This is a genomic window from Rhizobium esperanzae, assembly GCF_014197615.1.
GTDB lineage: Bacteria > Pseudomonadota > Alphaproteobacteria > Rhizobiales > Rhizobiaceae > Rhizobium > Rhizobium esperanzae_A.
This window is the reverse complement of sequence record NZ_JACIFY010000014.1, coordinates 77,018-100,607: the sequence shown is the minus strand read 5'-3', so window position 1 is coordinate 100,607 and position 23,590 is coordinate 77,018. Positions and strand designations below refer to the sequence as shown.

Sequence of the window (23,590 nt, the reverse complement as noted above, 5' to 3'; positions counted from 1 at the left end):
AACCCCGCCGCCCGGCCGGTCCCGCGAGGAGGCTGCCATGAAATCGTCCAGAACACTCGGACTGGTGATGATCGCGCCCGCGGCGATCATGATCGTCCTGTTCTTCCTGCTGCCGGTCGTTCTGACGGCGGTTTTCTCGATGACCAATATGACGACCGCGACCGGCATCTCCGGCGGTGTCTACCAGATCGCGCCCAATTCCCTGATCACGCTGAAATCGGCGATGCCCGACATCGCCGCCGAGATTTCCGAGCCACGCTACGCGATCGATGAAGCCGGTCTCAAGGCCGTGGAGGGTCTCGGGCTCGCGCCGGGGATTGCCGGCGAATTGCGCGCCAAACATACGGGCGAGGTCTTTGCCACCCGCCGCGACGCCGAGCGGATGATCAAGGATCTCTCCGAGAGACCTTCGACGCGCGACGTCAAGCAGATCTCCGAACAGTTCAACCGTTCCGTCGTCAACACACGCTTCGACAGCAAGGAACAGCTGTTTTCGGCTCTTGATACGCTGGGCCTCAAGCTGACGCCGGAACAGAAGGAAACCGTCGCCACGGCCACCTATACCGGCTGGACCTGGACGACCGACAATTTCTCGCGCCTGGCCACGTCGCCCGACATGGCGCGCGTGCTTTTGAATACCGCGCTCTACGTCGCCCTGGTGCTGACGCTTTTCAATGTCGGCTATGCGCTGCTGCTGGCGATCTGGACACATTACATGCCGCCGGGGCCGGCCTCGATCTTCCGCGGCATCTGGCTCCTGCCGCGCATCACCCCGGTGGTCATCTACGTCCTGCTGTGGAAATGGCTCGCCTGGGATAGCGGTTTCATCTCCATCCTGATGGGCAAGTTCGGCTATCCCCCGAAGAACTACCTGCTCGACACCGCCTATAACGCCTGGTTCTTCGTCGTGCTGATCAACGGTTTCATCGGCGCCTCGATGGGCATGCTGGTTTTCTCTTCGGCGATGAAGGCCATTCCCAAGAGCCAGTTCTATGCGAGCGAGGTCGACGGCGCCTCGCGCTGGCAGCAGATCCGCTACATCATCCTGCCGCAGATGCGATGGCCGATCCTCTTCGTCACCTGCTACCAGACGCTGTCGCTGCTCGCCTCCTTCAACGAGATCCTGCTCGCCACCAATGGTGGCCCTGGTAATTCGACCGAGGTCTGGGCGCTCGCCGCCTATCATACCGCGCTCAGGAATTATGCCGGCAATCTCGAATATGGGCTGGGCGCCGCCATGGCGTTGGTGCTCGTCGTCATCGGCGTGACGCTGTCGCTTCTCTATCTGCGTGTCTTCAACTACGGCACGCTTGTCGCCAAGCCCCTGATCGAGGATTGACCATGGCCGAACAATCGCAGCCATCGGCAAATTACCGCAGCTGGCCCGTCATATCGGCGCTGACGATCGTCAGCCTGCCGCTGCTCCTGATGTATGTCTATCTCTTCCTCGACACCGTGACGGTAAAGCAGCCGGACGCCTTGTTGCCTTCCGGCCTGACGCTCGATCACTGGCGTTTCCTGTGGCAGACGACGCCGGGCAAGGCCAACATCTGGCAGGTGACTGTGAATACGCTGCTCTTTGCAGCCTGCACCACCAGCGTCGTGCTCATCGTCTCATCGATGGCGGGCTACGTGCTGTCGCGACTGAATGTTCCGGCGCGCGGCTTCTTCCTTGCCGGCGTCATGGTGCTGCATGCCTTCCCGTCGGTGACGCTGATCATCGCCATCTTCATCGTGCTGCAGATGATCGGCCTCTACAATTCGCTGATCGGCGTGATCCTGGTAAAGGCGGCGATCGACCTGCCGCTCGGCATCTGGCTGATGAAAGGATTCTACGACACCGTGCCCTGGGAAATCGAAATGGCCGGCGTCGTCGACGGCGCCTCGCGCTTTCGTGTGTGGCGCAGCCTCGTGCTGCCGCAGGTCCAGCCCGGTATCATGGCACTCGGCCTGTTTTCCTTCCTCTCCGGCTGGGGCGAATTCATTCTGCCGCAGGTGCTGGCGCCGGGCAACGAAGTGCAGGTGCTGTCGGTCTATCTCGCCGGCTTTCTCGCCGACGACAACAATTATGATTTCAATATGTTCAAAGCGGTCGGCATCTTCTACTTCCTTCCGGTTCTGATCGCCTACGCACTCTTCAACAAATATCTCATGAACATCTACGGCGGCGGGAGCAAAGGCTGATGCGCATCCTCCTCGACAATTTCTCGAAGAGCTTCGGCTCCACCAAGGTCATCGAGAACATGCAGCTCGAAGTCGGCGACGGCGAGATGCTGGCGCTGCTCGGCCCTTCCGGCTGCGGCAAATCGACGACGCTTTTTGCGGTCTGCGGCATTCACCGACCGACCGGCGGACGCATCCTCTTCGGCGATCGCGATGTGACCGACCTGCCGAGCCAAGCCCGCAATGTCGGCGTCGTCTTCCAGTCCTATGCGCTCTACCCGCACATGACGGTCGCCGAAAACATCGGCTTTCCCCTGAAGGTGAAGGGCGTCAACCCCGCCGAAATCCGCAAGGAGGTCGAGCGCATTTCCGGGCTTGTTCACATCGACAACCTCATGGAACGCCGTCCGGCACAGCTTTCCGGCGGCCAGCAGCAGCGAGTGGCGCTGGCGCGCGCATTGATCCGCAAGCCCGACGTGCTGCTGCTCGACGAACCGCTCGCCAATCTCGACGCCAAGCTGCGCCTCGAAATGCGCTCGGAAATCCGCCGCCTGCAGCGCGAGACCGGCATCACCGCCATCCTCGTCACTCATGACCAGGTGGAGGCGATGAGCATGTGCGACCGCATCGCCATCATGAAGGAAGGCGAGATCGTCCAGATCGCCACGCCGGCCGAAATGTACAATGATCCGAAGACCGCCTTCGTCGCCGGCTTCCTCGGCAATCCGCCGATCACCTTCCTGCGCGGCATCATGGACAAGGGCTCCTTTGTCATCCCCGAAAGCGAAATCCGCGTGCCGCTGCCCAGTACCATCGGCACCGCCGAGGGCACGAGACTGATGCTCGGCGTCCGGCCGGAGCATTTCACCCCGGCAGGCGACACCCCCGTCTCCGGCAAGGTCACCTTCGCCGAAACACAAGGCCGCGAGAACCTCTACGACGTGGCGCTTGCCGGCGGGCCGCTGCTGCGGTCGATCCAGCCGGTGCGCAACGACATTCACGTCGGCGACGAGGTCCGCTGGGCAATCGACAGCCGCGGCGTCCTGGTCTTCGATGAAAATGGCGGGAGGCTGTGATGACCCGCGATTTCTCGGCATTTTTCAGCCGCTACGGCTGGCCGGCGGCCAAAGGCCGGCTTCCCTTCTGCATCGGCCATCGCGGCGCCAGCGGCCACGAACGAGAGAACACGATCGCCGCCTTCCGGCGCGCTGCCGAACTCGGCGCCGAGATGTGGGAGCTCGACACACAACTGACCAAAGACGGCGTGGTCGTCGTTTCGCATGACGACCATCTGGAGCGTGTTTTCGGCATCGATCGGCGCATTTCCGAAATGACGGCCGCCGAGCTTGCCGCCCTCGACGGCGTCGATGTGCCAAGTTTTTCGGAGGTGGCCGCTCTCGGTCGCGAGACCGGAACCGGCCTCTATGTCGAGCTCAAGGCGCCCGGCACCGGCCTGCGCTGCTGGCGCCACCTTGTCGAAATGAACCAGCGTTTTGCCTGCCTCGGCTCCTTCGATACCGCGCAGGTACGCGAACTCAGGAACGCAGGCTGCGATTTTCCGCTTTCAGTGCTGATCCGCGTCGGCCACGATCCGCATGCGCTGGGCGACGAGGCCGGCGCCGATATCCTGCATCTCTGCTGGGAAAGAGCAGGCGAGCGTCCGCAGGATCTGGTAACCGAGATGCTGACTCGTCGCGCCTTTGCGGCGGGCCGCGAGATCGTGCTCTGGCACGAGGAGCGGCGGGCCGTTCTCGATGACATCATGGAACTGCCTGTTCTCGGCATCTGCACGGATCTGCCCGATCTGATGCGGCCGTCGGCAGAGAGGGAAAAAGCAGTTGGCAGACAGGGATAAGGGACCGCGCAAGGTAACCTCCTTCGACGTGGCGCGTGTGGCCGGCGTCTCGCGCGCCGCCGTGTCGCGCGCTTTCACGCCGGATGCCAGCGTCTCGCCGAAGACGCGCGAGAAGGTCTTCGAGGCCGCCAAACAACTCGGCTACCGGGTGAACTATCTTGCCCGAAGCCTCACCAATAAACGTTCAGATCTGGTCGGCGTCGTCGCCGCCGGTCTCGACAATCCGTTCCGGACGTTGCAGATCGAGAATCTGGCAAGAGTGCTGATCGCTCGCAATTTCCGCCCCATCCTGCTGCCGACCTCGCAGGAGGCGGATACCTCGACCGTCATCGGCCAGCTGCTGCATTACGCCGTCTCAGGTGTCATCGTCACCTCAGACGCGCCGCCGACCGAGATTTGCGAACAATGTGCGGCCGAGGGCGTACCGATCGTGCTGATCAACAAGGGCGACGATATCCACTTCGTCGACCGCATCATCTCCGACGATCGCATGGCCGGCCATCTCGCCGCCGCCCACCTGATCGAAGGCGGCGCGCGAAAGCTCGCCGTCATGGCGGCGCCCGCCATATCCTATACGGCGCGGCGGCGCAGCGAAGCCTTCCTGGGACGCTGCAGACAGCTCGGGATCGAAGCGCAGATGCTGCAGATCAGGATCAACGATTACCGCAGCGGCTATGATGCGGCAGCCGACTTTGCCGCATTCGGCATCGATGGGCTGTTCTGCGCCAACGACTATATGGCCTGCGGCGTGGTCGACCGCGTCATGCAGGGCCGCAGCCGCGATGATGCACCGCCGATACGCATCATCGGTCATGACGATATTCCCCAGGCGAGCTGGACAGCCTACGATCTCACAACCATCCGCCAGCCCTGCGATATCCAGGCCGAACAGACCGTCGATCTGCTGATGAGCCGGATCGCAGAGCCGGACTTGACGGCGCGTGTCGAATTCACGCCGGTAACGTTGATAAAAAGAAGGACTGCCTGATGAGTTCCGCATTCGATGCCGCCGCCATCCGCGCCCGATCAGAGGTCGCGATCGCCGTCGCCCTCGAGGTCGGACGGGAAGCGGCCCGGTTTCGGCGCGACTCCAACCCCGGTACGCTTGCCGTCGAGAACAAGGGATTGCAGGATTTCGTCACCATCGCCGACAGGAAGGCCGAGCAGGCGATCCGCGACGCGCTCATCTCGCGCTTTCCCGACGATACTTTCATGGGCGAGGAAGGCGGCGGAGGATCGGGCGGAGCCGGCACCTGGGTCGTCGATCCGATCGACGGTACGACCAACTATATCAGGGGCTTGCGCCACTGGGGCGTCTCGATCGCCTTCGTCGCCGGCGGCACGGTCGAAATCGGCGTGGTCTACGATGCCACCGCGGACAAGGTCTTTCACGCCGTCCGCGGCGGCGGGGCTTTCAAGGACGGGCTTCCGGTCCATGCGGCTGCCACCGCCGATCCGGCCCATGCGCTCGTCATTCTCGGCCATTCCCGCAAGACCAGCTTCGACGACCATCTGGCCCTCCTGCGGCGGCTCCATGAGCGTGGCATGGACTACCGCCGCACGGGCGCGGCCGCCATCGACCTCCTTCGTGTCGCCGAGGGCGCGGCCGATCTCTATTACGAGCGCCATCTCAACGCCTGGGACATGCTTGCCGGCGCGCTGATCGCGGAAGAGGCCGGCGCAATGGTGGCAATGCCCGATGTCGACAGTCTGCTTGCGCAGGGCGGGCCCGTCATCGCCCACGCGCCCGGGCTTGCCGGCGAATTCACCTTCATCCTCGACATCGAGGGACTATAGAGACTCCTGTCTCAGAGAAAACGGCGAACTTTGTCCGGAGCGGCGGAACGCCGTTATGCCACAACGCGATTGCGACCGGTCTTTTTCGCCGTATAGAGATTCTGATCGGCGATCGCCAAAATCTCGTTCGGAGACTTGGCAGACAGAGTGCTGGCGACGCCGATGCTGATCGTGACGCGCAAGCCGTTGCAGATCTCCGACCAGTCCCATTGTTCAACCGCTAAGCGTAGTCTTTCGCAGACATCGGCTGCACCTCGCGGAGCACCCGCCAACAGCACGACGAACTCCTCACCGCCGAAGCGGATCGCCTGATCGGTGATCCGCAACTGGCTGCGCAATATGGTTCCGATGGCACTCAGAACCTGGTCGCCGATCATGTGAGAGAAGTTGTCGTTGACCGACTTGAAGTGATCGACATCCAGCATCGCGATGGAATAGGGGCGTTTCTCGGATGTCAGCTCCTTAAAGCGGCTGTCGAGATATTTGCGATTATAAAGCCCGGTCAGCGCATCCAGATAGACGGCGCTGGCAAGGATATCGGTTTCTTCCTGCAATTTCTGATAGGAGGCTTCCAGCGTATCCGCACGCTTCGTTTCCGTTTCAGCAACTTCCTTCAGCCGCTTGGTTTCATAGTAGATTTCCGCCAGGCGTGTGCGCTGCTGGGTTCTTTCGGCGCTGTTCTGCAGGTAGGCCTGATGGTATTTTTTGTGCGCCTCCAGCGCCAGATCGAACTGCCCCAGCCCTTCATGTGCCTGCGACAGATAAAAATAGATCTGGATATAGGAATCGAAACTACCGCCCTCGCCGATCAGCTCCATCGCTTCGAGCAGCAGCGATCGCGCGTCCGCGAATTTTCCGTAATTGATGTAGATCTGACCCAGGGTGTAGAGATATTGCTGCCGATCCCTGACATAGCTGTTCTCTTGAAACAGCTGATAGCGCTCCATGCACTGGAGCGCCTTCTCGTGCTCACCGATGTGGCTGTAGTAATCGGCGTTGTTGCCGAGACAAATGCGGGCGGCCCAGCTGTCGCCGGTCTCGATTGCGATGTCGAGCGCCTGGTCGGTCAGCTCAAGCGCGCGCAACAGCAGCCGGTGTCCTTCCTCCGGTTTGCCGAGGGCTTGAGCAATATATCCGCTTTCCGAATGAGCGCCGCCGAGATTGACGAGCCACCAGCATTCATAGGTTTTGTCGCCGATTGATCTGGCGAGTTCAACGGACCGTTCGCTCATCAGGATCGCCCGGTCAGGCTGCTTGTTGTACCAGAAGATAATTCCGATGACGTTGGTCGCCAGGCTTTGCGCCTTGGCGTCTGCAACCTTGTCGGCAAGGTCCAGCGCGCGGGTCGCTTCTTCGATGGCTTCCTCCGGCAAGCCCAATTCCAGGAGCAGCCATCCGAAATAGGCCCGGGCATAGGCCTCCTGCCTGGACTCCCCGTGCAATTTCCAGAAGTCTACCGCCCGCCGGACATGCGTCAGTCCAAGTTCGGCCTTGCCGATCTGAAAGCAGTACCAGGCAATGTCGGTGTCGCATTGGGCAGCAAGCCAATCCTCGCCCCGCGCCTTGGCGCCGGCCAGAATTTCGCCGGCGAGCGTCAGCGCCTCGACCGAACGGCCTGTGCACCCCAGACGCCACGCTTCCTGTAAGCTGAAAATTACTTGTTGAGCAACTGCTACAGCATCAACGACTTGCATATCGAACACCAACGTTTGTCTGCCGGAGATCGATAGCATCAGAAGTTTAAAATGATGCAAACTGCCAAAAGATGCGAACAAGCCCTGTCTCAATCAAAGACATAAGCGATTGAAACCCGCTCGCACCTTTCGGCACGATGCTCCAACACCCCGCCAGTCAGCCCGCCATGCGGCGGTCCCAGGCGCGCTCGGTGGCCGGCGCCTCGTCGGTGGTGACCTGATCCGGCTTCAAAGCCATCAGCGCCCGGAAATTCCGCCATTCCTCGTCGCTGAAACCGGCTTCAGGATTCTTGAGCGTAAAAGTCCAGGCATCGACGCGTTTGCCTTCGTCCTGGCAGAGCGCGATCATGTCGAGACCTCCATTGGCGGCATCAAGGATCAGCGGCCAGTGGAGATAGATCGTGTCCGGTTCGGTCGGCCCGCGCAGGTCGGCGCGCAATTCCACCTCGACAGCCTTCCAGCCACCGGTCTGCCTGATATCATAGAGCTTGTCCGTGGGATCGATGCCGCGCAGAAGATTGGGAAGCTTCTCTTTGACCGCGACGATGAGGTCGAGACTGCCGCCGCTGACGATCACCGAGGCGGAAATATCGCGGAAATGCGCGGCAAGATGCTCGATACCCCTGGCGCCGATCGCCGCGTAATCGTCCTTGATGTCGAATTGCAGCAGCGCGGCCGGGTGGGCCGATTGCAGCATGGCGGCGAGGTTCTCGCTGAGGATCAGCGGCCGGTCGCCCTCTTTCATCCTGATAGCGCTGAGATCGCCGAAGCTCTTTTCGGCGATCGGGCCGTACCCGGTTGTTTCACCTTCGAGCTCTTCATCATGCAGCACGACGAAACCGCCATCGGCGCGCACACGCAGATCGAGTTCCATCGAGGCGCCTGCTGCAAAACCCTCCGCCATCACCTCGGCAGAAAACAGCGGATCGGCAAATCGTTTGCGCAATCGGTGCCATTTCAGGCGGGTGCGATGCCCCTCATGCGAAATCTCCAGGCCCTGCGCATCCAGCAATCCAGTCATTAGACCAAGTCTCCGTGATGCCACTCTCCTGCCTCGACGCGCTGGATTTATCAAGAGGCGGATACGGTTCAGCGGCTGTAGGCCGCGGATATCGCTTCCGCAGCAGCGGCGATATCGCAGGCATGGCCGGCCTGCCTGAGGGCTGCGCCATAGGCGACGACATTCGAGAGCACCGTCTGGAACGAGGCGCGCTGACCCGTGTGGTTCAGCCGCACCAGACGGACCGGCGCAGTCCCGACACCTTCGGTCAGCTCGACGCCCAACCGTCCGGCGGCTGCAATCAGCGCCGCCGGCGCCAGGCCCTGCGGCACCGGCACCGCCGTCACCAGGTTCGACGCCCTTGCCGCCGGCACCCAGGCGCCGGCGCCGAGCGCGGTCAGCCCCGCCCGTGTCGCCGATCCCGCCAGCGCATGGCGGGCAACGATCTTCTCCAGGCCTTCGCCCTCGATGCGGTCGAGTGCGGCCTCCAGCGCGAAGAATTCCAGCGGCGCCGGCGTTCCCGGCAGAGCCTGTCTGCCGCCGTCGAGCCATGCCTTCAAATCCGCCAATGACAGGATCGAATCACGCGGCGCACCGTCGCTCAGAATAAGCTCCCAGGCGCGGCGGCTGACTGAAAGCGCCGATAGACCGGCCGGACCGCCAAGCGCTTTCTGCGGGCCGATCACCGCGATGTCGATGCCGAGTTCGTCAACATCGAACTCATGTCCGCCGACGGAGGCGACCGCATCGACGACGGTGACGATGCCGTGGGCACGGGCCAGCGCCAGTATCTCGGGCAGCGGGTTGAGGATGCCGCTCGCCGATTCCGCATGAACCACAGCCAGCACATCGATCTCGGGCCTGGCGTCGAGCGCCCTGGCGACGGCCTCGATCTCGATCGGCAAGCCCGGTTCGGTGACGATATCCCGAACCGCAGCACCGCCCCGCCGCAGCCATTGCCCGAACCAGCCGCCATAGGGGCTGGTGACGATGTTGAGGGCGGAGAGGCCGGGGCGCGCAAGGCTGACCGCCACAGCTTCCAGCGCCACCACCGCCTCGGCCTGCACCAGCACTATGTCGCTGCAGCTCTGCAAGATGCCGCCGATCCTGTCGGCGAGGGCGCCGTAGCGTTCCGCCGGATAGGAGGGGACGCCGTGCAGGGGATTCCAACCGGGGTCGAACATCGACATCTCCTTCAGGGCGGATCGGTCACAAGACGCGGAACGGCTGCAACAAGGGCGCGGGCGGCGGCCGATTGCGGCGCGGCAACGACTGCGGCTGCCGGACCCGTCTCGACGATCCGCCCGCCATCCATGACGGCGATGCGGTGGGAGACGGCCCGGACCACGGCAAGATCATGCGAAATGAACAGACAGGCAATGCCCTGTTGCTTCTGCAGATCGACCAGAAGCTCGAGGATCCTGCCGCGCACGGTGACGTCGAGCGCCGAGACCGCCTCGTCGAGCACCAGCAGCGACGGCCGTGTGGCGATCGCCCGGGCAATCCCCACACGCTGGCGCTGACCGCCGGAGAGCGCGCGAACCGGCCGGCCATTATAGTCGGCGGTGAGACCGACACGTTCGAGGAGCATGGCGATCTCGCCGGCACGCCGGTCTTTCGGCACGACGCCGTGGATGCGCAAGGGATTATCGAGCACCGAACCGACCGACGCCAGCGGGTTGAAGGCAGCCAGCGGATCCTGAAACACCATCTGCATGCGCGCCCGTTTGGGGCGCAGGGCGGCACTCTTCAGGGACAGCCAATCCTCTCCCTCGAAGCGGATCGAGCCGGCGTCGCAGGAGAGAAGCCGCAGCAGGATACGCGACAGCGTCGATTTTCCGCTGCCGGAGGCGCCAACCAGCCCGAGCGTTTCCCCGGCTGCGATCGTCAGCGAAACATTGTCGAGAGCCGTGATCTGGCGGCCCGCCGACGAAAAGCCTTTCGTGATGTTTTCGATGGAAAGCAGCGGGCTCATGGGGACGCCTGCGCGATCAGCGGCGGCGTGGCGAGGTCGCGATGGCTGGCGATGAGAGACGCGGTATAGTCACTTTTCGGTGCCGAAAGCACCGAACGGACGGGGCCTGCCTCGATGAGGCGCCCATCGCGGAAGACGGCGATCCGGTCGACGAAGCCGGAGGCAAGCGCGATGTCGTGGGTGATGAAAAGCAGCGTCATGCCGTCCTCGCGCACCAACCCGTCGAGCAGGCGGACGATCTCGGCCTGGACCACGACGTCAAGTGCGCTGGTCGCCTCATCGGCGATCAGCAGCGCCGGCCTTGCAGCAATTGCCGCCGCGATCGCCACGCGCTGGCGCTGACCGCCGGAAAGCTGGTGCGGAAAGGCTCGCATCACCTTGCCGGGCTCCGGCATCCGCACCCGTTCGAGCAATCCCTCGGCCCTGATGGAGGCCTGTTTCCAGCTAAGCCCGAGATGGCGCCTGGCGCCCTCGGCGATCTGCTCGCCGATCGTCAGCACCGGATTGAGGCTCGTGCCGGGGTCCTGGAAGACGAAGCAGAAATCGCGGCCCGGCCGAGGCGGATGGCCAAGTGCGGGCCAGTGCATCTCGCCACCGACTTTGGCTCCATCAGGCAGCAGACCGGCGAGCGCCCGGGCGAGCGTGCTCTTGCCGGAGCCGCTTTCGCCGATGATCGCCAGCCTTTCACCGGCAGCGATATCGAGATCGACGCGGTCGAGCGCGGCGACAGCGTTGCCGCTGGTATAGGCGACCGAAAGCTGCCGGATGCTGCAAAAAATGCCGCTCATGCCGGCCTCCCGCCGTCATCGCCAAACGCCTTGCCGAGACCCTCGCTGAAGAGATGGACGCCGAGCACGGTTACGGCAAGTGCGGCACCCGGGATGACGGAGAGGTAGGCGGCCGATCGCAAGACGCTGCGTCCCTCGGCAATCATCGAGCCCCAGGTGGCGATATTCGGATTGCCGAGGCCCAGAAAGGAAAGTGCTGCCTCAGTGAGGATCGCACCGGCGACGATAGTGGCGGACAGCGCCAGCACTGGCGGCAGCGCGTTCGGCAAGATTTCCCGAAAGGCGATCTCCACAGGATGCATGCCGATCACCCTTGCCGAGGCGACGTAATCCTGCTCGCGGATCGCCAGCACCTGCGCCCGCGTCAGCCGCGCCGGATCGGCCCAGGCGCCGAGCGCGATGGCAAGAACGATGACAGGCGTCGAAACACCGATGGTGCTGACGAAGGCGAGCGCCAGCAGGAAACCCGGCATGATCTGGAAGGCATCGACCACCCGCATCAGCGCCTCGTCGACGATCCCGCCGGCAAAACCCGCCGCCATGCCGACGCAAAGCCCGAGGATCATGGCCGAAAAGGCCGCAGCAAGGCCGACGGCAAGCGAGGTACGCGCGCCGTAAACAAGCCCCGCGAGCACGTCGCGGCCCAAGCGATCCGTCCCGAGTGGAAAAGCCGGGTCGGTGAATGGCGCAAGCAGCGCCCGGCCGGCAATCCTCAGCGGATCGCCCGGCGAGATGATGGGAGCGAAGAGCCCGGCCAGAAGCAGAACAACAAGGATCGCAAGCCCGGCCACGCCTTCCGGCGTGCTGAGGAGGCGCCGGAAACGGCTCATGCGCCGCCCTCCGAAGCGCCGATGCGCGGGTCGAGCGCGGCATAGACGAGATCGACGAGGAAATTGACCGAAATGACGAGGACGGCGCTGGTGACGATAATGCCCATCAACAGCGGCGCGTCGCGGCCGCTGACCGCCTCCTGCGCTAAGCGCCCGAAACCGGGAATGGCAAAGACACTCTCGATCACCACGCTGCCGCCAAGCATGGCGGCCGATTGCAGCCCGAGCATGGTGACGAGCGGCAGCAGCGCATTGCGCGCCACGTGGCGGAGCACGATGCGGCTGCGCGACAGGCCTTTGGCGCGGGCGAAGAGCACGAAATCCAGTTTCCAGGCCTCGGTCATGCCGGCGCGCATCACCCGCAGGAACAGGGCGAGATAGATCAAGGCCAGCGCGCCGACCGGTAGAACCAGATGATCGGCAATATCAAGCACCCGAGTGAGGCCCGTCTTGCCGGACGCAATCGTCTCGATGCCGGCGATCGGAAACCAGCGCAGCTTCACCGAAAAGGCGATGCCCAAGACCAGGCCAAGCCAGAAGCTCGGAATGGCATAAACAACAAGCGAACCGATCGACAGCAGCCGGTCCCGCAAACTGCCCGGCCGCGCGCCGGCAAGGATGCCGAGGGCCGAGCCGAGGCCGAAGGAAAGCGCCGTGGCGCTTCCCATCAGCAGCAGCGTGTTGGGCAGGCGTTCGGCGATCAGTTCGCCGACCGGCCGGTTGAAGGCGACTGACCAGCCGAGATCGAACCGGGCCAGCGAGGAGAGATAGAGCCAGAGGCGCGCAAGCATCGACTGGTCGAGGCCATAACTCTCACGCAGCGACTGCCTCAGTGCTGCATCGCCGCCGCCGATCGAGCCGAGATAGGCGTCGACGGCATCGCCCGAGGCGGATTCGAGCAGGAAAAAGGTGAAGATCACCACGATCAGCAGCACCGGAATGGCGCTGATCGCCCTGCGCCTCAGGAGGATGATTGCACGTTTCACGCCGGACAGGGCCTCTGGAAGAGAATTGCCGCCAATCCTATCACGACTGCAGCACGGTATCGCCCCAGTTCGAGACGGCCCAGCGCGGATTGTCGGAGACGTTGAGCACGGTGTCGCGCGCGACGGTGATAAAGCCCCATTCCGCGACGTTGATCAGCGGCAGATCGGCGACGACGAGCTGCTGGAACTTGCGGTAGAGATCGGTGCGGGCCGCCGTATCGACAGTCTCGGAGGCCTGTTTGATGATCTTGTCGAGCTCCGGATTGACGTAGCCGCCCTGGTTGGAGAAGGGCACGCCAGCAGGAGTGCCGGATTGAACGAGAATGGTGGTGGAGATTGCCGGATCGCCGCGGAAAACCGGCGGGCCGACCGCGAGATCGAAATCGTGGTCGGTATAAACAGCCTTCTGATGCGCGGCCGCATCGGCATTGACGATCTCCGCATCGATGCCGATCACGGCGAGCGCCTGGCGAAGATAGTCGCCGAACTGCCGCGTCTCGTTGAAATAGGGCGCGGGGCGCAGCTTCAGCTTGAAGCGGTTGCCGTCCGCGCCTTGCTTGTACCCTGCCTTGTCGAGAATATCGTTGGCCGCAGCAGGGTCGAATTCATAGGCCGCTACATCTGAGGTATAGAACTCCGGCGCGTTCTTCGGCACCGGACCGGTCGAAGCCGCAGCGTAGCCGAGGAAAATCGTGTCGACCACGAATTTCTTGTCGATCGCCTGCGCGATCGCCTGGCGGACCCGGAGGTCGGCGAGCTCCTTGCGGCGGTGATTGATCTCGACGACGAGCTGGTAGGTCAAGGCCTCATAACCCTTGGAGATCACTTTGATGCCCTCGACCTTGGAGATGCGGTCGAGATCGGCGAGCGGCACCGCCGAGAAGGCGGCAAGCTGGATTTCGTCGGCTTCGAGTGCCGCGCCCGCCGACGCGCGGTCGGGCAGCACGCGGAAGACGATCTCGTCGAGCTTCGGCTGATCCTTGCCCCAGTAATTCTCATTGCGCGCCAGCCGGTAATATTCGCCGGGCTTGTATTCGGCGAAGGTAAAGGGGCCGGTGCCGACGAGCGTGTTGTTGGCCGGATTGGTGGCGATATCGCTGCCGTCGAAGATGTGCTTGGCGACGACGCTGGTGACGACGGGCAGGGCATTGCGGATGAGCTGGAACGGCGTCGGCTTGGAGAAGCGGAAGACGGCAGTGTAATCGTCGGGGGTATCGACGGCTTCGAGATTGGCAAAGACCAGGCGGCCGAGATTCTGCAGCGGCTTCCAGATATTGAGGGCGGAAAAGGCGACATCGACCGAGGTGAACGGCTTGCCGTCGTGCCAGGTGACGCCGTCGCGCAGCTTGAAAGTGACGGAGAGGCCGTCGGGCGAGCCCTCCCAGGAGGTGGCAAGACGCGGCGCAAGCCCGTCCTTGCCGTCGAACGAGGCTTCGGCCAACGGTTCGATCACCTTGCTGGCGATGAAGAAAACGCCGTTCGAGGCGACGATGGCGGGATTGAGGTTTTTCGGCTCAGAATCGGAAGCTACGACCAGTCGACCACCCTTTGGCACATCCTGAGCAAGAGCTTGCCTGGCCAGCGCCGTCGAAGCGAGGAGCAGGGCGGTGCCCTTCATCAGTGTGCGCCGCGAGATAGATGGTACGGTCATGACCCCTCCTGATCGATCGAATTCCGAGCGCCCATATTCAGGGCGAAATATCGATTGTCATAGAGGTTAGACTCTAAACCTCGGACATCGCGAGACATTTTTTGTCACCCAGCCATTATTCGTTCAACCATTGGCCGCAAAACGGGTGGGCTCTTTGAAGAGATCGCGATAGGCCGCACCCGGATGCGGGGCGACGAGACGCGGCCCGGCGCCCCCAAGCTTTTCACGCAGCGTTCCCTTGGCATATTCCGTCTTGTAGACGCCGCGTTTCTGCAATTCCGGCACCAGCAGATCGACCGCATCCTCGAAACTCTCGGGCGTCACGGCATAGGCAAGGTTGAAGCCGTCGACATCGGTGTCTTCGACCCATTCCTGCATCAGATCGGCGACGGTCTGCGGCGAGCCGACGAAAACCGGGCCAAACCCGCCGACGCCGACCCAGTCGGCCATTTCGCGCACCGTCCATTCCTTGGTCGGATCGATGGTCGTGAAGGTCTCCACGGCCGATTGCACGGCATTGGTATGACGGTGGCGCAGCACCTCGTCCGGGCCGAACTGACCGAAATCGATGCCGGTCCAGCCGGAGATCAGCGTCAGTGCACCCTCGAAAGAGGCGTATTTGCGGTATTCCTTGAACTTGCGCTGTGCCTCCGCATCCGTCTCGCCGAGAACAACGGTCTGCAGGTTGAAGGCGAGGATTTCCCGCGGGTTGCGGCCGGCGCGCTCGGCGGCCTCGCGAACATTGGCGACGTAACGTTTCAGCACGGCCTTTGACGGCGAGGCGACGAAGATGCATTCGGCATGGGCGCCGGCGAAATCCTTGCCGCGGCTGGAGGCGCCGGCCTGGTAGAGCACCGGCGTACGTTGCGGCGACGGCTCGCTCAAATGGATGCCGGGCACGTTGAAATGTCTGCCGGAATGACCGATCGGATGAACCTTGTCGGGGTGAGTGAAGATGCCGGCTTCCCGGTCGCGGACGACGGCGCCATCCTCCCAGCTGCCCTCCCAGAGCTTGTAGCAGACCTCGAGATATTCTTCGGCGAGATCGTAGCGGTCGTCATGCTTCGTCTGCGCCGGCTGGCCGATATTCAGCGCACCGCTGTTGAGATAGGAGGTGACGATATTCCAGCCGACGCGCCCCTTGGTCAGGTGGTCGAGCGTCGAGATGCGGCGTGCGAAGGTATAGGGATGCTCGAAGGAGAGCGATGCCGTCAGGCCGAAACCGAGATGCTCGGTCGCATAGGCCATGGTCGGGATGAGCTGCAGCGGATCGTTGACCGGCACCTGCGCCGAATGGCGAAGGGCCGCATCGACATTGCCGTTCAGCACATCGTAGACGCCGAGCACGTCGGCGATGAACAGCCCGTCGAACTTGCCGCGTTCCAGCGTCTTTGCCAGATGCACCCAGTAGTCGAGATCCTTGTAGGTCCAGGACTTGTCGCGCGGATGGCGCCAGAGCCCCGGCGACTGGTGTCCGACGCAATTCATGTCGAAGGCGTTCAGCCTGATTTGGCGGGTCATGTCTTTCTTCCTTGGAATTTAAGGATTGCTGCGGCCGAGGCCGTAGGTCAGGGCCAAAGCTCCGACGAGCACGGCGCCCTTGACGAAATCCTGGGTGTAGTAGGGGGCGTTCAGCATGGTGAGGCCGTTCAGGAGCACGCCGACGAAGACGGCGCCGGCGATGGTGCCGAGCACGTTCGGACGGCGCAGATTGAGAACGGCAAAGCCGATCAGCGCGGCGGCGACCGAATCCATCAGCAGCGAGCCACCGGAGGAAATGTCGCCGCGCCCGACACGGGCGGCAATGACGATGCCGCCGAGCGAGGCCAGCGTGCCCGACAGGACATAGGCGAGGGTCTTCAGCCTGACGGTCGAGGCGCCGGCAAGCCGGGCGGCGACCTCGTTGCCGCCGGTCGCAAACAGCAGCCGGCCGATGCGGGTGCGTTCGGTGAGCACGAAGAGCGCAACGGCGACCGTCGCCATCAGCACCACGGAAACGGGAAGGGTGCCGAGGATGCTGTAGCGGCCGATCAGCAGGAAGGCCGGGTCATAGGCCCCGGTCGCCTTCGTGCCGTCGGGCAAGGTGAGGCCTGCTGAAATCGACCGGCCGGCCGTCGGGATCAGCTGCAGGCCGGAAAGCAGGAACATCATCGCCAGCGTCGCCAAGAGATCGGGCACTCTCAAGCGCACGATGAGGAAGGCGTTGACGAGCCCGACCAGGGCGCCGAAGGCCAGCACCAGCGGCACCGTCGTGTAGACGTCGAACTGCCAGACGATCATCGCGTAGCTTGCCGCCATGACGCTTGATGCGGCGACTGCGCCGATCGACAGGTCGAAGCCGCCGACAGCAAGGGTGACAGTGACGCCGGCCCCAAGGATGGCGACCACGGACACCGCCTGCAGGATGCTCATCAGATTGGCGATATTGATGAAGGCGGGCTCGGCGATGGTGAAGCCGACGACGAGAGCCGCAAGCAGAATGAACACAGCGCCCGCCCGCAGCAAGGCCCCGAGAGCAGCGAGGCGGCCGCTCTCGGCTTCGGGCGGCGTCTTTGCCCGCGTGCGTGCCTGGGCAAGAGTGTCGTTGTCGATCGTCGTCATGCGGAAATTCCCTGAATGGCGGAAAGAGCGGCAAAGCCGCCTGCAGCGGGTTCCAACACATGGCGGTCGATGACCATGATGCGGTCGGCCACCTCGTAGGCTTCCTCCGGATCGGAGGTCGCGATCAGCGTCGCCCGGTCGGTGCGGGAACGGATTGCCCGGATGATGTCATGGCGGGCGCCAACATCGACGCCCTGGAACGGTTCGTCGAGCAGCAGCAGCCGGCTTGGTTCCGCCTCCCAGCGGGCGATCACCGCCTTCTGCTGGTTGCCGCCGGACAGCGACCAGATCGAAGCGAGCGGGCCGGCGGCCTTGATGCCGAAACGGGCAATCGCCTGCTCGGCCTCGCGCCGCTCCCGTCCGCCGAGGAGAAAACCGTGGGGATACCATTTGCCGAGATGCGGCAGGCTGATCGTCGCCGACAGCGAATGGCCGGGCCATGCCGGCGGCATCAGCGAGGAACGATGCCGGTCTTCGGCCGCCATTGCGACACCCGCAGCGATCGCCTCGGCCGGGTTTTTCGGCCGGTAGGGACGACCATCGAGAAACATCGCGCCACGGCGAAGCGCCGTCACGCCGAAGATCGCCTGCAGCAGCCGGCTCTTGCCGGCGCCGAGCACGCCGGTCACAGCCACCACCTCGCCTTCGTGCAATGACAGATCGAAGGTCGCACTTTCGGGCAGCAGGCTGATATCGCGCATTTCGAAAATCGCAGGTCCGGTCGCCGGCCGGGCATCCGGCCGGGCCGCATCCAGCCTGCGGCCGATCATCGTCTCGATGGCGGCCGAAAAATCGATCGGCCGCGCGAAGGTGCCGACGACACGGCCGCCGCGCATGACGAGCGCGCGGTCGGCGATGGCTTCGAGATCGGCTGTGCGATGGGAGATATAGAGGATTGCCAGGCCCCGCTCGCGAAGCCTGAGCAGAATATCGAAGAGGCGGCGGCTTTCCTCTCCGGAAAGGCTCGCCGTCGGCTCGTCGAGGATGAGGAGGTCGGCGCGGTTGGCAAGCGCCCGGGCGATCGCCACGAGTTGCCGGTCGGCGCTGGTGAGTTCGCCGAAATCACGATCGAGCGACAGGCTGAAACCGGCAGAATCGAGCATGGCCTGTGCGGCACGGCGAATGCCAGCACGCGAGACGAAGAAGGGCGTGCTGCGATCGGCGAACCGGTTGAGAAGCAGGGCATCGGCGACGGTCAGTCCGGCGGTGCCGACCAGATCGGTCGACTGATGCACGGTGACGACACCGGCTTTTGCCGCTTCGGCCGGACTGCGCGGCGCAAAGGGGCGGCCGTCGAAACTGACCATGCCGCCATCGGCCGCAAGCACGCCGGACAGGATCTTGACCAGCGTCGATTTGCCCGCGCCGTTGGCCCCCATCAGCGCCACGATCTCGCCACGCTCCATCGAAAGAGCAGCACCGGCAAGCGCCCGTGTCGAGCCGAAGCTGCGGGTGATGTTTTCAATCTGAAGAAGCGGCATCGATCATGTCCGGGGCTGCATTTGTATCAGGAGTGTGCCCTCTCCGGGCGGTCGAACTCCAGGCACGCCTTTCCCTTGCGAACTGTCTGCGGGAAACAAAGAATCTCCCGCAGCCGGTAAAATCGGATCATTTAATCTACTAAAAACATAGAGATTATATCTAAATAATCCGACACGTCGCTGGGGCTGCCGGTCCTGTCAGACGACGCACCTCATTGCTAAAGGAATACGACGATGAAATCCCTCGCACGGCTTGCACTGTCTGCCGCCGTCATTCCCTTCATCTTCATTCAAGGGGCAAGTGCCGACGGCCTGTCCGGTGCGCCGGCTCCCTTCGACAAGGGTGGCGTGAAGGTGGCGCTGATCAGCTACATCTCGGCCGGTGATTTCTTCCAGGCCTATCAGGCCGGTGCCGAGGCCCAGGCCAAGGCGCTGGATATCGACCTGCGTGTCTTCCCCGGCCGGCAGGACGCTGCCGAGCAGCGGGAGCAGATCCTGCAGGCGATCAATCTCGGCGTCTCCGGCATCGTCATCGACCATGGCCTGCCGGAATCGCTCGGCGATGTCGTCCAGCAGGCGCTCGACAAGGGCATCAAGGTCGTGGCCTTCGACGTCAACCTCAACAATCCGAAGATCCCGCAGGTGGAGCAGAGCGACCACGAACTCGCGTCATTGGCCCTCGAACAGGCGGTGAAGGACAACGGCAAGGACTTCAAAGCCGGCTATGTCTATGTCGCTGGCTTTGCGCCGCTCGACCGCCGCAACGAAGTCTGGGACAAGTTCAAGTCCGAAAATACCGGCGTGGTCGAAAAGGCTCGCTTCGGCAATGTCAGCGATACGACGGCGACCTCGACCGCCGACCAGGCGAAGGCCGCGCTCACCGCCAATCCCGATATTTCAGTCGTCTTTGCCCCCTATGACGAATTCGCCCGCGGCGTGAAGCTCGCCGCCAACGATCTCGGCATATCGAAAAAGCTCAAGATCTATTCGGCCGATGTCTCGACGGCCGACATCCAGGAAATCACCGAAGAAGGCAGCCCGTGGGTCGCGACCGTCGCGACCAATCCGGCCGTGGTCGGCGCCGTCTCCATCCGCGCCGCCGCCCTCGAAATCGCCGGCCAGACCGTTCCTCGCCAGATCACGGTCAAACCGACGCTTCTGACGCAGGAGAGCCTGCGCGCCGCCGGCGTCAAGACGATCGAGGAACTGGCCGCCAAGATCCCCGCCTTCAGCACGAGCGATGCGGCGACCGCCAGCTGGATCCCGGACAAGCTGTTCTGAGGCTTTTCATCCTCGATCTTTCCGGCGGGAGCGTTCGGTTCCCGCCGGATCATCTTTTGAAGATTTGGAGTTCCGCCATGAGCCAATCCAATGTGATCTTCGCGGCCAGTCGCAACCCGACACGCGAAGACCTCTTTGCCCGCGCCGAGGAAATCTCGGCCGACCTTTCCCGGCGCGCCGCCGATCTCGATCGCGAAGGCCGCCCCCCGCTTGCCGAGATCATCAAACTGAAGAATGCCGGCCTGCTCAACGCGCTGCATCCGACCCAGATCGGCGGCGGCGGTCTCGATTGGGTCGACGGGCTGAAGCTCGTGCGCATTCTGGCCCGCGGCGAAAGCTCGATCGGCCAACTGCTCGGCTATCACTATGTCAACAGCCAATATATTTATTGGGCGCTCGAACCCGCGCGCGCCCATGCGCTGGGCAGCGAGACTGTCGCCAGGAACCTTTACTGGGGGGCGGCGGTCAATCCACGCGATCCCGGATTGGTGCTGACCCGCCGCGGCAACGGCTATGTGCTGAACGGCCGCAAATCCTTCTCCACGGCGGCACGGGTCTCCGACTATATCAATGCCAATGCGGCTCTCGACGACAAGATCGCCGGCTTCGCCGTGCCGACCAATCGGCCGGGCTACGTCGCCCATGATGACTGGGACAATATCGGCCAACGCCTGTCCGACAGCGGCAGCGTCGAGTTCCACGATTTCCCGGTCTACGAGGAGGATTTCGTCGGCGTTCCCGCCGCGCCCGATGCCGCCGCACCGGTGCTTTCAACCTTCAACACGCCATTCATCCAGCTGGTCTTCGTCAATTTTTATCTCGGCACGGCCGAAGGCGCGCTGCAAGCGGCTGTCGATTATGTCAGAACCACCACCAGGCCGTGGATCACCTCAGGCGTCGAGCGCGCCGCCGACGATCCCTATATCCTTGAGCGCGTCGGCGAATTCACCGCCACACTGAAGGCTTCGGCAGCGCTTGCCGACAACGCGGCATCAGCCGTGCAGGCCGGCCTTGCCCGCGGCCGCGATGTGACGGCGCGCGAGCGCGGCGAGGCGGCGGCGGAAGCCTATGCCGCCAAGGTCCACGCCACCCATGCCTCGCTGGACATCACCTCGCGCGTCTTCGAGCTGACCGGTGCGCGCTCGACGGCTGACAAACACCGCTTCGATCGGTTCTGGCGCAATGTCCGCACCCACACGCTGCACGACCCGGTCTTCTACAAGGCAAGGGAAGTCGGCGAATTCGTGCTGAACGACCGGATCCCGGAGGTCAGCCTCTACAGCTGAGGCGGTGATGCCCGCCACCGGAAGCAAAACCCACCGCCGCGGTGGGTCAGCTTGTGACAACCTCTCCTCCGTCATGCTCGGCCTTGTGCCGAGCATTTAACCACGGCAATTTACTGACAATAAATGTTTATTTTTCAGATGCTTAGTTAGAGCTGCGCAGATCCTCGGCACAAGGCCGAGGACGAGGTCACAGGGTTTCGCCGTGGTTTTGAGAAACGGCTGAAACTTCAGAGCGCGCCGTTCTTCGGCGGCGTCACGCCGTTCAGATGATAGTTGCCGACAACGTGGTACTTCCAGCGTACCGGGTCGTGCAGCGTATGGGTGCGGGCATTGCGCCAGTGGCGGTCGAGATTGAGGCCGATCTGCACCGACGAGGTTCCGGCGAGCTCGAAGAGCGTATTCGAAGCCTCGAGCGCCACCTCAGTCGTCAGCACCTTGGCGGCGGCGACCGCAAGCGTGGCCTCGATCACCTTTTGCTCCGTCGTCTCGACCTGGGCGGCGTCCACCTTGTGGCCAGCGCGTTCGACAAGGGCGGTTGCTGCTTCCAGCCGAATGGCGATCTGGCCGACCTTGGCGACCGTCAGCGGATCGTCGGAGGCGCGGTCGAGGCCGCTATCCATCCAGGGGCGCGATTTCGTCCTGACGAACTCGAGCGTTTCTGCAAAAGCGGCGCGTGCGATGCCGAGATCGATACCGGCATGGATGATCTGGCCGACCGAGCCGATCGTCGTCGGCCGCTCGAAGCCCTTGTGATGAAAGACCACGGAATCGGCGCTGACATAGACATTGTCGAGGATCGTCGTGCCGCTGCCGGTGGTGCGCTGGCCAAAACCGTCCCAGTCGTCGATGATCTCGACGCCTTCGGTTCCCTTCGGCACGAAAGCCATGGTCAGCCGCTCCTCGGGATCGAGCGCGAAGACGGTGATCCAATCGGCGAAGAGAACGCCGGTGGAATAGAATTTGCGGCCGGTGATCCGGTAACCCGGGCCATCGCGGGTGATGCGGGTGTTGTAATGGCCGACCGTCTTCGTGCCGCGCTCGGAAAGCGCGTTACCGAAACGGTCACCGGCCAGAACGCGGCCGAAGAAATAGCGCTGCTGCTCCTCGCTGCCGTCGGTTCTGAGCGCTTCGAGAATATAGAAATGATTTTGCGGGATCTGGCCGATCGAACCGTCGGCCTGCGCCAGGATCGCAGTGATCTCGGCAAGCACGGCATTGGACACGTCGAGCCCGCCATATTGCGAAGGCACGGTGATCGCCAGAAGTCCGGACTGCGCGAGGAGGTCGAGCTCCCCGAAAGGCAGGATCCGGTCGGCGTCACGCTCGGCGGCGCGCGCGGCAAATTGCGCCGCCAGCCTGCGGGCGGTGGCGATCGCCTCCTCCTCGCTGTCGATACGAGCGGCCACGGGCCGGATCTGGTCTGTTTGCCTCAACACGCTGTTCATCGATGCCTCCAATTCTGAGGATGCTATCGGTGAAAGAAATCGCACGCCGAGATAAGAGTACAAATTCTATAGATGTGATAGAAAATAAAAAGTGTTTGCTTATCAGCCCCCGGCGGTCACGCCTCGGCTCAATCGAGCGATGCGAGATCACGCTTGCCGTGAAGGACGCGCACAATATTGACGGTTCGGACAGGTCTCTCGTCCGTATCCGGAATGGTCTCATAGAGCATAATAAACGGCGCTTCGACCAACATGCGCGCCCCGGGCCGGATTTCAGGTCGGCGTCTACCGATACGCGGCTGCTCGATCAGCAGCTTCGCCTTCCGCTCAAAACTATCGAAAAGCCGTTCGGCCGCCTGTGGTTGTTCCAGACCGACCTGCACATAAATATCACGAACGTCGGCCAGTGCCTGGGGCAGCCAAACGAGATCAACGGGCATTGTTGAGGGCAGCGCTCAGTTCCTGACGAGCCTCTTCGCGGAGCTTATCGAAATCGACCCGCACGGGATCGCCGCTAGCCTTGCCTTCGTCCCAAAGCTCCCGCAAGCGTTTGGCATCAGCCTGGCGGGCTTCCCATTTGGCCTCCCAGTCGCGGACGGCTTCGCGGACGATTTCACTTGTAGTAGCGTAGGCGCCGGTCTTGACCACGTCGCGAAGCAGGGCGGCCTGATGCGTCGTAACGGCTACGCTCACTTTCTCGACATTCGGCATTTTTGGCCTCCTCGGTCTGGTGGTAGTAAAGTTTACTACTATCCTG

The 23,590-nt window shown here is 63.1% G+C and carries 22 protein-coding genes; 8 read left to right on the top strand and 14 right to left on the bottom strand.

The genetic code is table 11. The features are described 5' to 3' along the window. Nucleotides 1-37 precede the first annotated feature (37 nt). From GGD57_RS19140 to GGD57_RS19115, 6 genes are read left to right on the top strand one after another with little or no spacing between them, the layout of a single operon-like run. On the top strand, nucleotides 38-1,339 hold the full coding sequence (locus GGD57_RS19140) for a carbohydrate ABC transporter permease (protein WP_126911016.1): 1,302 nt from the start codon (nucleotides 38-40) through the stop codon (nucleotides 1,337-1,339). A 2-nt stretch (nucleotides 1,340-1,341) separates the two neighbouring features. Further along, a complete protein-coding gene (locus tag GGD57_RS19135; protein WP_184471873.1) occupies nucleotides 1,342-2,184 on the top strand; it encodes a carbohydrate ABC transporter permease in 843 nt (280 codons plus the stop codon). Further along, the gene (locus GGD57_RS19130) at nucleotides 2,184-3,239 is read left to right on the top strand and encodes an ABC transporter ATP-binding protein (RefSeq protein ID WP_184471872.1); all 1,056 of its coding nucleotides are present in this window, start codon (nucleotides 2,184-2,186) and stop codon (nucleotides 3,237-3,239) included. The genes GGD57_RS19135 and GGD57_RS19130 overlap by 1 nt, the downstream gene beginning before the upstream one ends. Further along, complete coding sequence (locus GGD57_RS19125) at nucleotides 3,239-4,018, top strand: glycerophosphodiester phosphodiesterase (protein WP_184471871.1); 780 nt, start codon at nucleotides 3,239-3,241, stop codon at nucleotides 4,016-4,018. Before GGD57_RS19130 ends, GGD57_RS19125 begins: the two co-directional genes overlap by 1 nt. Further along, nucleotides 4,002-5,006 (top strand): LacI family DNA-binding transcriptional regulator, encoded by a 1,005-nt coding sequence (locus GGD57_RS19120; RefSeq protein WP_184471870.1) that lies wholly within the window; start codon nucleotides 4,002-4,004, stop codon nucleotides 5,004-5,006. Before GGD57_RS19125 ends, GGD57_RS19120 begins: the two co-directional genes overlap by 17 nt. Beyond that, nucleotides 5,006-5,815: an inositol monophosphatase family protein gene (locus GGD57_RS19115; protein ID WP_184471869.1), complete on the top strand. Its 810-nt coding sequence runs from the start codon at nucleotides 5,006-5,008 to the stop codon at nucleotides 5,813-5,815. The genes GGD57_RS19120 and GGD57_RS19115 overlap by 1 nt, the downstream gene beginning before the upstream one ends. 53 nt (nucleotides 5,816-5,868) lie before the next feature. Here the strand turns inward: GGD57_RS19115 and GGD57_RS19110 are convergent, their stop codons facing one another. From GGD57_RS19110 to GGD57_RS19060, 11 genes are all read right to left on the bottom strand, one after another. After that, a complete protein-coding gene (locus GGD57_RS19110; RefSeq protein WP_432443381.1) occupies nucleotides 5,869-7,548 on the bottom strand; it encodes a diguanylate cyclase in 1,680 nt (559 codons plus the stop codon). 118 nt (nucleotides 7,549-7,666) lie between these two features. Then, nucleotides 7,667-8,530, bottom strand: coding sequence for a glycerophosphodiester phosphodiesterase (locus GGD57_RS19105; protein WP_184471868.1), 864 nt, complete (start codon nucleotides 8,528-8,530; stop codon nucleotides 7,667-7,669). A gap of 68 nt (nucleotides 8,531-8,598) precedes the next feature. Continuing rightward, nucleotides 8,599-9,693, bottom strand: coding sequence for a pyridoxal-phosphate-dependent aminotransferase family protein (locus GGD57_RS19100; RefSeq protein ID WP_184471867.1), 1,095 nt, complete (start codon nucleotides 9,691-9,693; stop codon nucleotides 8,599-8,601). Nucleotides 9,694-9,704: 11 nt separating this feature from the next. Further along, nucleotides 9,705-10,484 carry an ABC transporter ATP-binding protein gene (locus GGD57_RS19095; protein ID WP_184471866.1) on the bottom strand — a complete coding sequence of 260 codons (780 nt, stop codon included), beginning with the start codon at nucleotides 10,482-10,484 and terminating at the stop codon, nucleotides 9,705-9,707. Next, complete coding sequence (locus GGD57_RS19090; protein ID WP_184471865.1) at nucleotides 10,481-11,272, bottom strand: ABC transporter ATP-binding protein; 792 nt, start codon at nucleotides 11,270-11,272, stop codon at nucleotides 10,481-10,483. The genes GGD57_RS19095 and GGD57_RS19090 overlap by 4 nt, the downstream gene beginning before the upstream one ends. Next, a complete protein-coding gene (locus tag GGD57_RS19085; protein ID WP_184471864.1) occupies nucleotides 11,269-12,102 on the bottom strand; it encodes an ABC transporter permease in 834 nt (277 codons plus the stop codon). Before GGD57_RS19085 ends, GGD57_RS19090 begins: the two co-directional genes overlap by 4 nt. Continuing rightward, nucleotides 12,099-13,088, bottom strand: coding sequence for an ABC transporter permease subunit (locus tag GGD57_RS19080; RefSeq protein ID WP_184471863.1), 990 nt, complete (start codon nucleotides 13,086-13,088; stop codon nucleotides 12,099-12,101). Before GGD57_RS19080 ends, GGD57_RS19085 begins: the two co-directional genes overlap by 4 nt. 40 nt (nucleotides 13,089-13,128) lie before the next feature. After that, on the bottom strand, nucleotides 13,129-14,739 hold the full coding sequence (locus GGD57_RS19075) for an ABC transporter substrate-binding protein (protein ID WP_184471862.1): 1,611 nt from the start codon (nucleotides 14,737-14,739) through the stop codon (nucleotides 13,129-13,131). Nucleotides 14,740-14,862: 123 nt separating this feature from the next. Continuing rightward, nucleotides 14,863-16,260 (bottom strand): LLM class flavin-dependent oxidoreductase, encoded by a 1,398-nt coding sequence (locus tag GGD57_RS19070; protein WP_184471861.1) that lies wholly within the window; start codon nucleotides 16,258-16,260, stop codon nucleotides 14,863-14,865. An 18-nt stretch (nucleotides 16,261-16,278) separates the two neighbouring features. Further along, nucleotides 16,279-17,340 (bottom strand): ABC transporter permease, encoded by a 1,062-nt coding sequence (locus GGD57_RS19065; RefSeq protein WP_184471860.1) that lies wholly within the window; start codon nucleotides 17,338-17,340, stop codon nucleotides 16,279-16,281. Further along, nucleotides 17,337-18,821: a sugar ABC transporter ATP-binding protein gene (locus tag GGD57_RS19060; RefSeq protein WP_184471859.1), complete on the bottom strand. Its 1,485-nt coding sequence runs from the start codon at nucleotides 18,819-18,821 to the stop codon at nucleotides 17,337-17,339. Before GGD57_RS19060 ends, GGD57_RS19065 begins: the two co-directional genes overlap by 4 nt. Before the next feature lie 234 nt (nucleotides 18,822-19,055). Between GGD57_RS19060 and GGD57_RS19055 the strand changes: the two genes are divergently transcribed. Next, nucleotides 19,056-20,102 (top strand): substrate-binding domain-containing protein, encoded by a 1,047-nt coding sequence (locus GGD57_RS19055; protein ID WP_184471858.1) that lies wholly within the window; start codon nucleotides 19,056-19,058, stop codon nucleotides 20,100-20,102. Nucleotides 20,103-20,179: 77 nt separating this feature from the next. Beyond that, nucleotides 20,180-21,388, top strand: a complete 1,209-nt coding sequence (locus tag GGD57_RS19050) for an acyl-CoA dehydrogenase family protein (RefSeq protein WP_184471857.1) — start codon at nucleotides 20,180-20,182, stop codon at nucleotides 21,386-21,388. 227 nt (nucleotides 21,389-21,615) lie between these two features. On the opposite strand, the gene GGD57_RS19045 is transcribed toward GGD57_RS19050, so the two are convergent. From GGD57_RS19045 to GGD57_RS19035, 3 genes are all read right to left on the bottom strand, one after another. Then, nucleotides 21,616-22,833, bottom strand: coding sequence for an SfnB family sulfur acquisition oxidoreductase (locus GGD57_RS19045; RefSeq protein WP_184471856.1), 1,218 nt, complete (start codon nucleotides 22,831-22,833; stop codon nucleotides 21,616-21,618). 128 nt (nucleotides 22,834-22,961) lie between these two features. Further along, nucleotides 22,962-23,273: a type II toxin-antitoxin system RelE/ParE family toxin gene (locus tag GGD57_RS19040; protein WP_184471855.1), complete on the bottom strand. Its 312-nt coding sequence runs from the start codon at nucleotides 23,271-23,273 to the stop codon at nucleotides 22,962-22,964. Continuing rightward, nucleotides 23,263-23,544 carry a ribbon-helix-helix domain-containing protein gene (locus GGD57_RS19035; protein ID WP_184471854.1) on the bottom strand — a complete coding sequence of 94 codons (282 nt, stop codon included), beginning with the start codon at nucleotides 23,542-23,544 and terminating at the stop codon, nucleotides 23,263-23,265. Before GGD57_RS19035 ends, GGD57_RS19040 begins: the two co-directional genes overlap by 11 nt. Nucleotides 23,545-23,590: the final 46 nt, after the last annotated feature.